This window comes from Streptomyces sp. NPDC051214 (assembly GCF_040682375.1).
GTDB lineage: Bacteria > Actinomycetota > Actinomycetes > Streptomycetales > Streptomycetaceae > Streptomyces.
Map to the genome: position 1 here is coordinate 95,587 of NZ_JBFBAT010000002.1, position 14,684 is coordinate 110,270.

Annotated in this window: 13 protein-coding genes; 7 read left to right on the top strand and 6 right to left on the bottom strand. The window is 65.2% G+C overall.

The window, feature by feature from the left end; genetic code table 11:
- The first annotated feature begins 112 nt into the window (after positions 1–112).
- Positions 113–667 carry a MarR family transcriptional regulator gene (locus AB0M70_RS04870; RefSeq protein ID WP_365816439.1) on the top strand — a complete coding sequence of 185 codons (555 nt, stop codon included), beginning with the start codon at positions 113–115 and terminating at the stop codon, positions 665–667.
- A 106-nt stretch (positions 668–773) separates the two neighbouring features.
- On the opposite strand, the gene AB0M70_RS04875 is transcribed toward AB0M70_RS04870, so the two are convergent.
- Positions 774–986, bottom strand: coding sequence for a hypothetical protein (locus AB0M70_RS04875; RefSeq protein ID WP_365816441.1), 213 nt, complete (start codon positions 984–986; stop codon positions 774–776).
- 107 nt (positions 987–1,093) lie between these two features.
- Positions 1,094–5,716, bottom strand: coding sequence for a DUF6531 domain-containing protein (locus AB0M70_RS04880; RefSeq protein ID WP_365816443.1), 4,623 nt, complete (start codon positions 5,714–5,716; stop codon positions 1,094–1,096).
- A 388-nt stretch (positions 5,717–6,104) separates the two neighbouring features.
- On the opposite strand from AB0M70_RS04880, the gene AB0M70_RS04885 reads away from it, so the two are divergent.
- Together AB0M70_RS04885 and AB0M70_RS04890 are read left to right on the top strand one after the other, a co-directional pair.
- Positions 6,105–6,764 carry a hypothetical protein gene (locus AB0M70_RS04885; protein ID WP_365816445.1) on the top strand — a complete coding sequence of 220 codons (660 nt, stop codon included), beginning with the start codon at positions 6,105–6,107 and terminating at the stop codon, positions 6,762–6,764.
- On the top strand, positions 6,761–7,804 hold the full coding sequence (locus AB0M70_RS04890) for a hypothetical protein (RefSeq protein ID WP_365816447.1): 1,044 nt from the start codon (positions 6,761–6,763) through the stop codon (positions 7,802–7,804). The genes AB0M70_RS04885 and AB0M70_RS04890 overlap by 4 nt, the downstream gene beginning before the upstream one ends.
- A 100-nt stretch (positions 7,805–7,904) precedes the next feature.
- Here the strand turns inward: AB0M70_RS04890 and AB0M70_RS04895 are convergent, their stop codons facing one another.
- Together AB0M70_RS04895 and AB0M70_RS04900 are read right to left on the bottom strand one after the other, a co-directional pair.
- A complete protein-coding gene (locus tag AB0M70_RS04895; protein ID WP_365816449.1) occupies positions 7,905–8,087 on the bottom strand; it encodes a DUF397 domain-containing protein in 183 nt (60 codons plus the stop codon).
- A 12-nt stretch (positions 8,088–8,099) separates the two neighbouring features.
- Positions 8,100–8,951 carry a helix-turn-helix transcriptional regulator gene (locus AB0M70_RS04900; RefSeq protein ID WP_365816451.1) on the bottom strand — a complete coding sequence of 284 codons (852 nt, stop codon included), beginning with the start codon at positions 8,949–8,951 and terminating at the stop codon, positions 8,100–8,102.
- 308 nt (positions 8,952–9,259) lie between these two features.
- Between AB0M70_RS04900 and AB0M70_RS04905 the strand changes: the two genes are divergently transcribed.
- Positions 9,260–9,634 (top strand): ATP-binding protein, encoded by a 375-nt coding sequence (locus AB0M70_RS04905; protein ID WP_365816453.1) that lies wholly within the window; start codon positions 9,260–9,262, stop codon positions 9,632–9,634.
- Here the strand turns inward: AB0M70_RS04905 and AB0M70_RS04910 are convergent.
- Positions 9,631–10,146 carry a cupin domain-containing protein gene (locus AB0M70_RS04910; RefSeq protein WP_365816455.1) on the bottom strand — a complete coding sequence of 172 codons (516 nt, stop codon included), beginning with the start codon at positions 10,144–10,146 and terminating at the stop codon, positions 9,631–9,633. The genes AB0M70_RS04905 and AB0M70_RS04910 overlap by 4 nt on opposite strands.
- Before the next feature lie 209 nt (positions 10,147–10,355).
- Between AB0M70_RS04910 and AB0M70_RS04915 the strand changes: the two genes are divergently transcribed.
- The 3 genes from AB0M70_RS04915 to AB0M70_RS04925 all read left to right on the top strand — a co-directional run bounded on the left by AB0M70_RS04915 (position 10,356) and on the right by AB0M70_RS04925 (position 14,060).
- Positions 10,356–11,216 (top strand): hypothetical protein, encoded by an 861-nt coding sequence (locus tag AB0M70_RS04915; protein ID WP_365816457.1) that lies wholly within the window; start codon positions 10,356–10,358, stop codon positions 11,214–11,216.
- A gap of 190 nt (positions 11,217–11,406) precedes the next feature.
- A complete protein-coding gene (locus AB0M70_RS04920) occupies positions 11,407–12,765 on the top strand; it encodes a nitrate/nitrite transporter (RefSeq protein WP_365816459.1) in 1,359 nt (452 codons plus the stop codon).
- A 131-nt stretch (positions 12,766–12,896) separates the two neighbouring features.
- Positions 12,897–14,060 carry a uroporphyrinogen-III synthase gene (locus tag AB0M70_RS04925; RefSeq protein WP_365816461.1) on the top strand — a complete coding sequence of 388 codons (1,164 nt, stop codon included), beginning with the start codon at positions 12,897–12,899 and terminating at the stop codon, positions 14,058–14,060.
- On the opposite strand, the gene AB0M70_RS04930 is transcribed toward AB0M70_RS04925, so the two are convergent.
- Complete coding sequence (locus AB0M70_RS04930) at positions 14,012–14,509, bottom strand: anthrone oxygenase family protein (RefSeq protein WP_365817536.1); 498 nt, start codon at positions 14,507–14,509, stop codon at positions 14,012–14,014. The two genes, AB0M70_RS04925 and AB0M70_RS04930, sit on opposite strands and share 49 nt — an antisense overlap.
- Between the last annotated feature and the right edge of the window lie 175 nt (positions 14,510–14,684).

The following is a 14,684-nucleotide window of genomic DNA, read 5'->3' on the forward strand; positions in this document are numbered from 1 at the left end:
CTGTTATTCTCAACGTTGAGATAAATATGAACCCTGGGTCCGCGAACGTCAAGTATCTGAACGTTGAGATACCTGCCCGGAGGGTGGGCCCGCCAAGATGAGGAGTGCGGGAATGGCTGACCCTGAGGTGGCGCCGACGCCGATGCCGACTGCGGCGGACGCCGATGCCATCGACGAGCTGCGCGCCCAGTGGCATCGCGAGCGCCCGGACATGGACGCGGCGGGCCTGGATGCGATGGCCCTGGTGGGCCGCATCAAGCGGGCGGACCACCTGCTGAGCAAGGGAATGAAGCCGATCTTCGCCGAACACGGCCTGGAGTTCCCGGAGTTCGACGTCCTCGCCACGCTGCGCAGGGTCGGCGCCCCGCACGAACTGACGGCGGGCGGCCTCCTGAAGACCGCGATGGTGACGTCAGGCGCAATCACCAACCGCCTCGACAAGCTGGAACGCAAGGGCTTGATCGAACGCCACCCGGACCCGGCGGACCGCCGGGCGATCAAGGTCCGCCTCACGGAGGCGGGCCTGGAGCTGGTCGACCGCGCGGTGGTGGATCACGTAGCGAACGAGGAGCGGATGGTGGCGGCGCTGTCGGCGGAGGAGCGGCGGGCGCTGGACGGGGCGTTGCGGAGGTTGTTGGTTTCGCTGGGGGATACGCATTTGGGGTAAGCGCGGGTCTACGTCGGCGTTGCCGGTACTCCCGAGTCAGCCAGAGGAACAACGATGCCCTTCGTGGGCACGCTCACACCTGCCCTGTCAGCAGATGAGAAGCGGCTCACTCGTCCGACGCGTGCAAAACGGACTCTGAGTCGATGCCGGCCTCGGAGATGAAACGCTCAAGGATCTGAGAAGACGGACGATCGCTGATAGCTGTCAGAATGTATCCAGGGTGCGGAGCGTTTTCTACCTCTCTGACCAAGGCTGCCAGCGTTCCATCCTCAAGAGAAAATGAAAACGTAAGCCACGGGCCAAGGTCGTCATAGGTCACCTCATGGGCTCCCCATGTGGACTCAATTGACTCTGTCGTAACGTTGAGCTGCGCAATGTATTTCTGTGGAGTCCCTTGAAATTGGACTGCCGGGATGCGTTCCATAATCATCTCACTTGAGTTACGAAGACCGGGATTCGGGCAAAGTCTTCACCGTTGCTCTGGGCGTGCTGGACACCGGGCTGCTTGCCCAGTTCCCATCCCGCGTAGCCCGGAGGCGAGTTCTTTGCCGGCTTGGGGGCCACGGAGGTGTAGAACTCGAAGCTTCCTGGGCGGGCGTTTTCGGGCAGCGGGCCAACGTGGGCCTGCACCATTTCGTCACCGCCGAAGCGTGATGTGCGGCCCCAGAGTTCACCTGACTGGATCACCTGATCGGTGACTTCTCTGGTCTGTGTGGGCGAGGCAAGGCGATGGTAGGGACCGTAGAGATTTGCTGGGCTGCCCATGCTCGGGGGAGCCGGGTTCAACATCCGTGGGGGCTCGACAGGAACCGCGTCAGACGTCGCCGCAGAATCGGACGACTTTCCGCCGCCGAAGAGTCCCTTTAGGCGTTCTCCTAGGGAAGGCTTACAGCCTGCAAGCCCCAAGGGGTCAGCCCAGGTGTGGGGGTTGTGTACGTAGGTTGATGGATTGTCTGCGGGACCGAGACCCAAGGGGTCTTGGGTCAGATAGCGGGACGTTTCTGGATCGTAGTGACGGAAGTAGTTGTAGTGGAGTTCGGTCTCAGGGTCGAAGTACTGTCCAGGGAATCGCAGCGGTATGTACGTGCTGCTATTCGTATTCCACGCTGTAGTACCCCAAAGGGTACTTCGAGATCGCCACGCGATGTCGCCGTTTTCATCTATCATTTCGGTCGGGGTGCCGACCAGGTCAGTGACGATAGAGAAGAAGCGTGAGTCTATCTCCTCTTGGGAGGTGTCGGTGAAAATGCGCTCCGTCTGAGAAATCGGGGTATTTCCCTGATAGTCCCAAGTCAGCGTAATAGGGCGCGGTAGCTCTGGTGACACGCTGGTCTGCTCGCACATCGTTGTGCCATCCCAGGTGAAAACCGTTTGCTCGAGGATTGCCTCACCTTTACGGGTGAGGCGCTGCTTCGCGATGCGGCGCCCAAGGGGATCGTAACGATAGCGCCATCGAGTGCCATCGGGGGTGATGACGGACGCGAGCCGGTCCTCTGCATCCCACTCGTAATGCCAGGTGTCTGGCTTGCGGGACAGACGCGTCTTTTGGCGCAGGGTAGTGCGACCAAGCCTGTCGTGTTCGTAACGTACGTTCCCTGCGCGAGTGAGCTGGGTCCCTGTGTATGTGCGCGGGCCGCTGGCCTCGTGCCCTGGGTGGGTGGTTGGCGAATGGGAGTGAGTCTGGTTCCCGGATGCGTCGTACGCATAGGCCTCATGCCAGTTTCGGGCGTGGACCGCTGTCACCCTGCCCGCTGCATCCAGCTCGAACTGCTGAGAGCCGGACAGGTTGTCCACAATTCCGGTGAGGTTTCCGTCGGCGCGGTAGCGATAAGATCGGTGTTGAACGGTATTCCCATCTGCAGCCTTTATCGCTTGGCCGGTGCGGCGCCCGGCCTCGTCGAAGGAATGAGACAGGGCGATGCCGTTCCCAAAGCGAAACCCGAGTTGCCGACCAGCAAGGTCCTGGTCGAAATCGATCGAGTGCCCCGAGGTGGTGAGGCAGGAAATCTGCCCCATCTCGTCGTACTGCCACACGCTGGTGGCTCCGCTGGGGGTGGTGCGGCTAGTGCGGCGCCCAAACTCGTCGTAGGTGTAGGCGATTGTGCGATCATCCACTGTCTCGGTAATCAGTTGCCCGAGACGATCGCGTTCCAGGACGATCGAGGAATCCTGACTGTCGGCGCGAGTCAGATTGCCGAGCAGGTCGTATTCGAACTTTGTGACAACTCCGGCAGATTCCTTGCGGATGATGTGCCCGAGTTCATCCTGCTCGAATCTGGTGTCTTGTCCCAAATGATTAGCTCGGGAGGTAAGCCGCCCAGCAGCGTCACGCGTATAGGTGACGGTGCGGTTGTCGAAGTCGGCCTCACCCACCAGGTTTCCGGCAGCATCGTAGATGTAGTCCCACATCAAGCCCTGAGGATTGGTGACTTGGGTCAGCCGAAGGCTTGCGTCGTGGGTGAATGTGTACCGAGCATTGTCCGGCCCCGTCCGGGAAGTGAGCAGATCGAAGTGGGTGTACTCGAACCGGGTTACTTGGCCCAGCTGATCGGTATAGCTGGTGCAGTTGCCCTCACCGTCATACGTCCATTCCTCGTGAGTGCCGTCTGCAGCAACGCGGTGTAGGAGCTGACCTTCGGTCGACCAACCCAATTGCGTGGTCTGACCCAGCACATTCGTGATGACGACGGGACGGCCCAGTGCATCATGTTCCCAGGTGGTGACGCCACCGAATGGATAGGCCACCTCGGCGGGCAGGCCAGCCGAGGTGCAGCGCACCCGTGTGGTGTGTCCCAGCAGGTTGGTCACCGTGGCAGGGGATCCAGTCACGGTGTAAGTGTTTCGAGCCGTGACACCCGCTGGGTCTGTCGTTGAGGTGCAATTTCCTCGTTCATCGTAGGTGTGCGACCAGGTCGTGCCGTCCGGCTGCTCAATGGCAGTGGGCAGATTCAGATGGTTGTAGGTGACGCGCACGACTGCGCCATCAGGCCGCGTCACTTCGGTGGGCTGTCCCAGCTCGTTGTTGACGACGCGAGTGGCGTGGCCGACCGCGTTCGTCGTGGCGCAAACGTATTGGTTGTGGTCATACGCGGTCGTAAATATGCCACCCAGTGGGTCCACTTCGGCAACCACCAGGCATTGGTCGTTGATGACGATGCGGGATGTGGAACCATCGGCAGCTGTGACCTCAGTGATACGGCAGTTGGGCCATGCGGGGTCCGCAAGCTCGTAGGCGAAGGAATTGGCGAGATGCCCGGCAGTGCCTTCCTGAGCGATGCAGCGGTTCTGGTCGTCGTAGGTGTACTGGTACCGACTGTGATTGGTGTCTTCCCACGATGTGATGCGCATTTGCTCGTCGTAGGTGAACACCATTGATAGTCCGGAGGAGTTGGTGACGGCGCTGAGGTCGCCATCGGTGTAGTCATACTGCTTGACAGCGATGTGCGAGCCACCGCTGGCCGTATCGTCCATGGACAGCGCAGTCACTTGGCCATCATTGACAGTGAGCTTGAGGGAGTAGCCGCCGCTGTGACGAATCGCGAGAGGAGTGCCCTCAGCGTCGTAATCGAAGTCGATGGTGTTGCGATTGCGATCGGACACTTGTGACAGAAGCGCCAGGCCTTCTGCGGGCGGAGCGAAGTGGCGGTCGTGGCCGAGGACCGGATCGGCGATGAGGTAGCTGCCGTTCTCGGCTTGGGCCAACGGCCAGCGTGGCCCGGACTCGGGTAGGACCGGGCTACCCGGGCCTTCAGGATGCGGATAGGCCAAGAGCATGCCGTCTTCAGTGACGAAGACGATGCCCTGCTCATCGACCTCCAGGCGTTGGTCGATGGTGGAGGTCCAGGTAGGGCCGAACCACCGGCCGGTGCGGTAGCCAGAGGAATTACGGCGGTTGAAAGCGAACGGCAGGGTGCCGGGCAGGCTGATGTCGGTGGCTTCCAGGAACATGTATCCAGTGGCTGCATCCACCGGATCACCGCACCCCTTAACCAGCGTTCTGAGTCGATCGTAGGAACCCTTTGCTGCTCCATTCAGTGCCGAGCGAGCCGACTTGAGGCCCTTGAGCCCGCCCTTGAGGCCTTTCATGCCCTTGGCGAGGCCGCGGAGGCTGGTGAGGCCCTTCATGCCGGGGATGCAGTCCAGGGCGGCGAAGGCGACGTCGAGTAGCCCTGCTTCTCCGTTGGCGTATTTGTTGAGTGTGTCGGCGAGGACGACAAGGGCGGCGATGAGGACGATCGCGCCGAGGATCGGGCCACCGATGATCATCGCGATGATGCCGAGGACGGCGACGACGACTTTGCAGACGGCGACGATGGTGTCCCAGTTGTCGGTGACCCAGTCGCCGACTTCCTCCCACCACTTGCGGTTCTGGATGCCCGCGTCGGAGGCTTCTTCGAGTTTCTTCTTCGCGGTGCCGGCCGCGTTCTCGCGCATTTTGCGGGCGTCCTCGGCCATCTTCTTGGCGGCGTCGAGGTTGCTCTGGGCGGCGGTGACGTCGGACTTGGCGGCCGTCTGGGCCTTTTCGGCGGAGTTGGCGTTGCGGGTGGCGGCCTTGACCTTGTCCGGGTCTGGTTTTGGGACGTCCTTGCCGGCCTTGGAACCGCCGTCGTCGTCCTTGTACTTGTCGGCTTCCTTGCCCGCGCGCTCCATCCAGGAGTCGGCGGAGGTCAGGCGGGACTGGGCGGCGGAGAGCCTGGTCTGGGCCTCGCGGCCCTGGGCTAGGGCCTTGTCGGCGAGGGCCTGGGAGCGTTCGAGTTGTGGCCAGTAGGTGGACAGGGCGTCGCCGGCCATCTCGTAGCTCTTCTTGAGCTTCTTCAGCTTGCCCGGCGCGTCCTCGAACTCCGAGGTGAACGATTCTGCGGTCTCGCCCGCCCAGGTGAGGATCGCGTCCTCGCCCGCCATGCCCTTGATGTCCCGCAGGACCTTGGATACGTCGTCGGCGAAGTCGTGCAGGTTCTTCGCTAGGTTCCGGACCCGGTCCGGATCGCCGGGGGTTGGGTCCTTGTCCAGGTCCAGGACATGCCAATCCGCCGGACGATTGCCCCCCATGTCGTTCCCCCGTCTCGCTTGTGTCGTCGTCTAGCGGTTGATCGACTGGATCTTCTGTGTCTTGAGGTTCTTCGCGAGTCCTCGACCTTGTCAACACAGTAGAAGAGGACGCTGAGCCCCTCGCTGCTCATATGCACCTGGGTATCGAAGACGCGCAGGCATGCCTTGAGGGGGGCGAGACCTTGCATGTCTTGATCCAGGCGGAGGCGGACTTGAGGGGTTGGGCCCGAGCGGTTGCGCTGAGCGATCGATGTGCGCCAACGGGCGTGTCGTAGGGGTGTTATGTTCACCTATGTCCTGCTGGGCGCGGAACTCGACGTGACGTCGCTCTTCCCCCGTGGATAGCTTGGTTCACTCCAGAGAACCCTCGTCTCATCAGGAGCTGACCGTGAATCGCCGACCCACCCTGCTCGCAGCGACCGCCCTCACTGCTGCCGCAGTCCTCTCGCTTGCTGCGTGCGGAGGAGGCGATGGCGACTCCAAGGAGAGCGACAAGATCGCGGGTGCGGAGTCCGGCGAGATGAGAGAGTCGCCGTCTCCGACAGCATCCGAAGACGGGATCGACCGGCCGGAGATCACGCTGCCGAAGAGCGTGAAGTACGCGTTCGAGGGCGGGAGTACCGGGGACAAGACCAAGGACGCGGTGCTGGCGGACAACGAGCGGAACCTGAAGGCGATTGATTCCGCGATCACGGTGGGCGAAGACTCCGCGCAGGCGGCGCTGAAGTTCTACAACGAGGACAAAGCACTCGTTTCTGCCGCCAGCTACATCAAGTCCTTCTACGACGACGACCGGAGCTTCGTCGGAACCACCCGCTACTACCAGCGTGAGGTCAATCTCCGTGCCGACGACACGGCAGCGTTGACGTACTGCGCCGACGCGACGAAGACGTACCCCATGGATCGCAAGACCAAGAAGGTGGACCGGTCGGCCCCGGCATCGGCTGACGACTACACCTTCTTCAGTGAGCAATTGAAGAAGAATTCCGAGGGTGTCTGGCAGTCGGTCAACGTCACTTCTGGTCCTGGGGCGAAGAAGTGCATGTGACCGGTGTGGCCGGGATGCGGAAATTCATCAACTCGGCTGCTGCAGCTCTGGCTTTCGTTCTGGTCGTCTTGCCCACCACTGCGCATGCAGGTGGCGGCAGGGGGAGCAGCAGTGATCAGCGAGGAAGTGCTCAGGGTGGCGCCGGTGACGGAAAGATCAATGTCCGGACGAAGGTCCAGACGACTGTAAGCGGCGGGTCCATGTCGGCCAAGACGGGGAACCTTTCGTCCGCTGACAGTAATTGGACACCCCCGGCCTGTTGGTACGAGCCCGCATTCTCGCCCAAGGAAATCGAGTCCACCGTCAAGGCTTGGCGCAAGGTCAGCCTCATGGGGATCGGTGACCTGGTCGGCGGCGTTTTCGACTCGTACTACAAGGAGGGGCACCCGTACAAGGACTACAACCGCGACAAGCAAGGCGAGGGGCAGTTCTGGGCGGCAGCCGTGAACCCCAACCGGAAGGACGATCCGGAGGCCGGCGCATGCGACCGACTGCCGTTCTGGGTTCCCAATGGTGATACCCCTAAGGAGCCGCTCGCGGTGTCCCCCAAGGTTCTCGCCGAGTATGCATACGATGAGCTTCCGGTCCCCGGCACCGAGGTCAAGATGGCACCCGAAGAAGCGACGAAGGTCAATCTCCCGACCTGGGCCTGGCTTGACAGGGCGAAGTTCAAGAAGGTCTCCGTCACCGCGAGCATCCCGGGCTCGGGGCTTTCCGCGACCACGACCGCTGAACCTGTGTCCCTCTCGATTGATCCGGGGACGAAGGACGCCGAGACCTACCCGGCTTCAGGCACGTGCCCCATTGAGGACGGCAAGATCGGCGCGCCCCGCGCCAAGGGCACGCCCGCCGACACGTTGCCGCCGTGCGGCGTGAAGTACCTGCGGTCCTCCGGCGACGACTCGTACAACCTCCAGGCAACCCTTACCTGGAAGATCAGCTGGACCAGCACCACCGGCGAAGGCGGGGATCTCCCCGCTGGTGAGTTCGGCGGGGATCAGCAAGTCGTGGTGGAGGAGATCCAGTCCATCAACCGGTGAGTTCGCTCCTCGCGGGGAGGTGGCAGGCGGTTCCGGTTGCAAGAAGATCCCGGTGGCGCGCCGATTTGGTGGCGTGGCGCCGGGAATCTTCTGCAACCGGTTAGCGCGGGGTGGCTTTGAGGGTGCGTATTAGGGCGTGGAGGCGGTCCGGGGTCGTTGTGAGGGTGATGTCTGGGTCGTCGCTTTCGCGGAGGTGGATTGTGTTGTCCGGGGTGGCGGCTATGTAGATGCAGTTCGATCCGTCGGGGCTGTAGGTCGACTTCTGCCAGTCGGAGGTGTGCACTGCGGTCCCTTCTCAGATGCTTCGCATGATGCGTTGGATGAAGTCGCGCGACTTCTGCGGCTTGAGCGCGCAGGCTTCCATGCGGTCCAGCACGGTGCGGTACTTTTCCAACTGGGCCTCGGCATCCAGGAATTCGCAACCGTGGTGGGTGTCCAGCTGAACGGTGTCGAGTTGCGGGACGGGGCCGCGAACGTAGTCGAAGGACTGACCGTTGCCAGGGAAGCTGGGCGTGGTGAAGGGGATCACGCGGACGGTGACATTGTCCCGCTCGCTCAGTTCGAGGATGTGGGCGAGCTGGCTGCGCGCCGTGTTCGAACCGCCGTACTGCATGCGCAGGGCTGCTTCGTGTACGAGTGCCGAATAGGGGAGAGGGCCGGAGCGGTGAAGCAACGCCTGCCGCTTGATCCTGAAGGACAACCAGTGTTCGAGCTCGTACGGCCTGAAGGTCGGGACGGCCTCGCCGAGCATGGCGCGAGCGTGGTCTGTCGTCTGCAGGAGCGCCGGAATGTGCAGGGTCAGCGCCACTTGGAGCTGGGTGGCGTGGTGCTCGAGTTCCGCCAGGTCGATGAGGTCGGGGCGTAGGTACTCGCGGTACTCCTCCCACCAGCCGCGAGTCCGCCTTCCTGTCATGGCGGCGAGCGCGTCCACCAGCGAGTCATCGGTGCACGTATAGGCGCGCGCCGTTGCGCGGACGCGGTCGGCGCTGATCGGGCTGCGGCCTGTCTCGATCATGCTGACGCGAGCTTGGTTGACGCCGAGGTGTGCGGCGGCCTGGGTCGCGGTGAGACCTGCTCGTTCACGGAGCTTGCGCAGTTCGGCGCCCAGTCTCCGCTGGCGCAGAGTTGGCGTGTTGGTGGGCGGCAAAGCGCTTCCTTTCGGGACGCGTTGGGCTGCCGCGTCCCTCACACGAGTGAAGGGTCGATGTATCTCAAGTTATAGGTGAGAAGTATCTAACTCTCTGCTCTACGGTAGTTCATGAACCGCTCAACTCGCGGCGCCGCTAAGGCGGAAGAGCACCACGACCCGTGGCACTGCCACCGCACGACGGATCTGCGAGCGAGTCGAACCCCCCCCCCTCTCCGGGAGGCCTCATGGTCACCGTAGCCCCACCCCAAGGCTGGTCCTACGCCCTTCATCTGCCCCGGGATCCAAGAGCGCCCCGCGTTGCCCGTATGACCTTGCGGGCCGCGTTGACCGGGCACGGGATGGGTGAACTCCGCGATGTCGCCGAGCTGTTGACGTCGGAGATGGTCACCAATTCCTACCGGCACACGGAAGGGCTCTCCTCGCTGCGGCTGCGGTCCGTGCGGGCGGGGCGGCTTCGGGTCGGGGTGTGGGACGGCAACTCCCACATCCCCGCTCCCTTCGACAAGCCACCCGGGGCGTTCGGAGCCCCGCCCGCGCCGCCCGACTCCGACAGTGGGCGTGGGCTTTTCCTCGTACGGCAGTGCGCGGACGCGTGGGGTGGGTGGCCGCTCGGGGATCAGCTCTTCGGCAGTGGGGGGAAGTCGTTGTGGTTCGAGGTGGGGGGAGGGAGTAACTCTTAGAAGGTGAGGCTGTGTTTTGCGATCAGCGCCATCGTCGCTTCCATGTCCGTCGAGCAGCCGTAGAGCTTCGCCTTCTGTTGCACGGCCTCCGGGCTCAGCTCCTCGGTCAGGCGGTCCAGCCACCGGAGCAGTTCCTCCAGGCCTCCCGGCGAGATGATCTCGAGCAAGCGAGCCGGCGTTTCGCCCGCGTTCCAGAACGTGTGCCACTCGTCGCGCGGCTTGAAGACGAGATCACCGGGCCCGGCCACGGCCTCCTCGTCACCGAACCTCGCGCCGACCGATCCTTCGAGGATGAAGCTGAACTCGTCCTCGCGGGTGTGCTTGTGCACCGGGGCGGCGAGAACCTTCGGCGGCAGACGGTGCTTGACGAGCGTGAAGCGGCCACCCTGATCACGGCTGTCGATCAGAAAGCGGTCTCCGCATGCCTGCTGCGGCTCGTACAGCTCGCCGTCCTGTGGCCCCAATATCCGATGGTGAGGGTGATGGTGCTGCTGTTGGGGCACGGGGCTCACCGCCCTACTTCAGGACTCGACCGTTCGCCAAAATCCGACGATACGCGTGTGGATTGCCTCGTTCCAGGCGTCTCGGCCGCCCCAGCCTTCGCAAGCGTCGCAGGCGGGGCTTGTGTCCCGGATGCCGCGTGGTGGATGTTGGGGGTGGGCGGGGGCAGGGGGTCTCCGCTGGGCTCTGTGAAGAGGACAGCGAGGGGATCCGAACTTATATGACCCAGCCTCCCGGCCAGCCACCGCAGAACGGACCGCAACACGGGTCGCAGGACGGATCGCAGGGTGGATTCGGGCCCCCGCAGCAGCCCCAGCCGCCGGTGCCGGGTGCGCCCGCCGGTCCTTACGGCGTCCCGCCGCCCCAGCCCCCGCAGTCGCCGTACGGCTACCCCCGGGTGGGCGGCGGCCCCGACGGTCAGCCCCAGCCAGGCCCCTACGGCCAACCGCCCCAAAGTCCCTACGGACAGCAGCCCTTCGGTCAGCCCGACCCGCAGTACGCCGGTTACCCGCCGCCTCCTCCGCCCGGCGGCAGCGCGGGCAAGAACAAGGTCGCCCTCATCGTCGGCTCCATCGTCGTCGTTGCCGCCCTCGTAGGCGGCGGCATCTTCCTCGCCACCAGCGGTGACGGCGATGACGACGACCAGAAGCCGAAGGCCGACAAGAGTGTGACGGCCGGCCCCTCCGCCTCCGAAGAGGTCTCCGAAGAGCCCTCGGACGAGCCCACCACTGACGACCCCCTCGACGAGCCGACCGACGCGACCCGGCCCGCCGGTGACACCGGCTACCAGGGGCAGTGGCAGGACGAGGACGCCAAGACCCTCACCGTCGGCGCCAAGCTGATCTCGGGACAGGGCAAGGGCAAGCACTCGGTCTCGTACATCGACACGGGTGGCGACGGGCTCTGCATGGGCCTCGGGCAGGAGCAGAACGGCAGCGGCTTCCGTATCGCCCTCAAGTGCGGCACCGGCGACGATGAGAAGTACATCTCGGCCAGCCTCACCCAGGCCAATGACGAAGTGATCGTCAAGTGGGATAAGGGTGGCGGCACGGACGTACTCCCGTGGGTGAACAAGACCTGACCGGAGCCAGGCCTGGACCCGATCAGAGCCAGACCCGCCCCCTCCGACGCCCCAGCAACGCCCCTCCGCGAGGCTCCCTCACCGCCCGCCCCACCCCCACGTGAGAGCAAAGTTCCCCGCCGGTCACCGCGTGCCACAGGGCTGAAACCCGGCCTCCCTACCTTCGGCTCATCAGCCGCCGGCTGTGGAGATGCGGAGGTCTGGCATGTGGATCCAACGGTGGGAACCGGAAGACGAGACGTTCTGGGAGGCAGAAGGGGAGCGGGTCGCCCGGCGGAACCTGGTGTTCTCGATCCTCTCGGAGCACATCGGGTTCTCCATCTGGACTCTGTGGTCCGTGATGGTGCTCTTCATGGGGCCCGAGTACGGGATCGACCCCGCCGGGAAGTTCTTCCTGGTGTCCATGGCCACCCTGGTCGGGGCCGTCGCCCGCGTCCCCTACACCTTCGCCGTCGCCCGCTTCGGCGGACGTAACTGGACGATCATCGCGGCGAGCATGCTGCTCGTGCCGACCGTCGCGGCCTTCTCCGTGATGGAGCCCGGCACCTCCTACACCACCTTCATGCTCTGCGCCCTGCTCACCGGCGTCGGCGGCGGTAACTTCGCCTCCAGCATGACCAACATCAATTCCTTCTTCCCGTTGAGGAAGAAGGGGTGGGCGCTTGGGCTCAATGCCGGCGGCGGCAACATCGGCGTGCCCGTCGTGCAGCTCGCCGGGCTCGCGGTCATCGGGGCCGGGGGAGGGCCGCGCGTACTGCTCGGGATCTATATCCCGCTCATCCTCGTATCCGCAGTCTGCGCCGCCCTCTTCATGGACAACCTCGCCACCGTGAAGAACGACACCGGGGCCGCGAAGGAAGCCGTACGGGACGCGCATACGTGGATCATGGCCTTCTTGTACGTGGGGACCTTCGGGTCCTTCATCGGGTACAGCTTCGCCTTCGGACTCGTCCTGCAGACCCAGTTCGGGCGTACGCCGCTGCAGGCCGCCGCGGTCACCTTCATCGGGCCGCTGCTCGGCTCGCTGATCCGGCCCGTCGGCGGGCGGCTCGCCGACCGGTTCGGCGGGGCCCGCATCACGCTGTGGAACTTCGTCGGGATGGGCGCGGCCACCGGCGTCGTCGTCATCGCCTCCATGAGGGAGTCGCTCGCCCTCTTCGTCGCCGCCTTTGTCGTTCTCTTCGTGCTCACGGGGCTCGGGAACGGGTCGACGTACAAGATGATCCCCGGCATCTTCCAGGCCAAGGCCCTGCAGAAGGGGCTCGAGGGGGAGGCCGCAGCGGCTTACGGGCGACGGCTCTCCGGGGCCTCGATGGGGCTCATCGGAGCCGTCGGGGCGCTCGGCGGGCTGGGGATCAACCTCGCCTTCCGGCAGTCCTTCCAGACCGTGGGGTCGGGGACCGGTGCCTTCGTCGCCTTCCTCGTCTTCTACGCCGCCTGTTTCTGCGTCACGTGGGCCGTATACCTTCGCCGCCCGGCGGCCGTACCGGACTCCGGGCAGAGCGCGGACGCGGAGGAGAAGCCCCAGCTCACGTACGCGCAGGTCTGACGCAGCGGTGGTCGTAGCCTGGTGTAACACGTACGACATCGTGATGATCCGGGGTTGTCACGGGCCGTTGGCAGGCTCGTCCAACCCCGGATCATCCATCACGCGGTACTAGCGGGACGAGAGCAGCTGCCATGCACGGGACCCCTCCGACCGGCCGACAGGCCGGCCGTCAGAACGCCCCCCTCGCCGGATTCACCGTCGGCGTCACCGCCGCGAGGCGCGCCGACGAGCTCGGCGCGCTGCTCCAGCGGCGCGGCGCCACCGTCCTGCACGCGCCCGCACTGCGCATCGTCCCGCTCGCCGACGACAGCGAACTCCTCTCCGCCACCAAGCAACTGATCGACCACGCGCCCGACATCGTGATCGCCACCACCGCCATCGGTTTCCGTGGCTGGGTCGAGGCCGCCGACGGGTGGGGCTTCGGCGAGGCGCTGCTGCGATGTCTGCGGGGTGTGGAGCTGCTGGCCCGCGGTCCCAAGGTCAAGGGCGCCATCCGCGCCGCCGGGCTCACCGAGGAGTGGTCGCCCTCGTCCGAGTCCATGGCGGAGGTGCTGGACCGGCTGCTCGGCGAAGGCGTCGAAGGCAAGCGCGTCGCGCTCCAGCTGCACGGCGAACCGCTGCCCGGCTTCGTCGAGTCGCTGCGGGCCGCGGGAGCGGAGGTCGTCGGCGTGCCCGTCTACCGATGGATGCCGCCCGAGGATCTCGCGCCCGTCGACCGGCTCCTCGACGCCACCGTCGCCCGCGCCGTCGACGCGCTGACCTTCACGAGCGCGCCCGCCGCCGCGTCCTTCCTGGCCCGCGCCGAGGACCGGGGCATGTCGGTCGAGCTTTTCGAGGCCCTTCAGCACGACGTCCTGTCCGCCTGCGTGGGGCCGGTCACGGCGCTGCCGCTGCAGGCCCGCGGCGTCGATACGGTGCAGCCCGAACGCTTCCGGCTCGGCCCCCTCGTACAGATCCTCTGCCAGGAACTGCCTTCCCGCGCCCGTACGTTGCCCGTCGCGGGCCACCGCGTCGAGATCCGCGGGCACGCCGTCCTGGTCGACGACGAGCTGCGGCCCGTGCCGCCCGCCGGGATGTCGCTGCTTCGGACGCTCGCGCGGCGCCCGGGGTGGGTCGTCTCCCGCGCCGAACTGCTTCGCGCGCTGCCCGGTGCGGGGAGCGACGAGCACGCCGTGGAGACCGCGATGGCCAGGCTGCGTACGGCACTTGGGGCGCCGAAGCTCGTCCAGACGGTGGTCAAGCGCGGCTACCGGCTGGCGCTCGACCCCGCGGCCGGGGCCAAGTACGCGGACTGACGTGCCCTGTTGTCCCGCCCCCGCAGCACCAGTGCCCGCGCGAGCAGGCCGATCGCGATCGTGGAGAGCAGGGCCCGCACGGCGTTCCACGCCAGCCAGGGGTCCTCGAACGTGTCGCGTACGGCGGCCGGGTCGGCGATCTTCGCCGGGTCGCCCGCGTCCGCGAGTTCGTCGTTCAGCGGCACGTTCACGGCCGAGGTGATCACGAAGGTGATGAGGTAGAGGACGAGCGCAGCGAGGACCCACCGGTACGAGCCCGTGCCGCGCAGTTGCCACGCGGAGACCGCCGTGAAGATCAGCGCGCCGAAGAAGCTCGCGAAGAAGACCGGGTTGTTGAACGCGTCGTTCGTGTTCTGCATGACCTCGATGAAGACGCGGTCGTCGCTGCGCGCGAGGCCGGGCATGACGCCGCAGGAGAAGATGTAGAAGGTTCCGGCGATCAGGCCCATGGTCACGACGGCCGCCCCCAGGGCGGCCCCCGCGGAACCGCCGCTCCGGCCCTGTTCCTGTCCCCGGCTTTTCGTCTCACGTTTGGCTTCCATGGGACCGAGTCAACCGTGCGGACGGCTGCCGGACCATGGTCCCGAAGCGCGCCCCCATAAGCGTGCGTCTCATCCGCGCCCG

Bases quoted from the DNA above. Each gene is read 5' to 3' on its own strand.
- AB0M70_RS04880 (WP_365816443.1), bottom strand. From the start codon at position 5,716: ATGGGGGGCAATCGTCCGGCGGATTGGCATGTCCTGGACCTGGACAAG.
- AB0M70_RS04905 (WP_365816453.1), top strand. From the start codon at position 9,260: ATGACCTTGCGGGCCGCGTTGACCGGGCACGGGATGGGTGAACTCCGC.
- AB0M70_RS04915 (WP_365816457.1), top strand. From the start codon at position 10,356: ATGACCCAGCCTCCCGGCCAGCCACCGCAGAACGGACCGCAACACGGG.
- AB0M70_RS04870 (WP_365816439.1), top strand. From the start codon at position 113: ATGGCTGACCCTGAGGTGGCGCCGACGCCGATGCCGACTGCGGCGGAC.
- AB0M70_RS04930 (WP_365817536.1), bottom strand. From the start codon at position 14,509: ATGGGCCTGATCGCCGGAACCTTCTACATCTTCTCCTGCGGCGTCATG.
- AB0M70_RS04925 (WP_365816461.1), top strand. From the start codon at position 12,897: ATGCACGGGACCCCTCCGACCGGCCGACAGGCCGGCCGTCAGAACGCC.
- AB0M70_RS04920 (WP_365816459.1), top strand. From the start codon at position 11,407: ATGCGGAGGTCTGGCATGTGGATCCAACGGTGGGAACCGGAAGACGAG.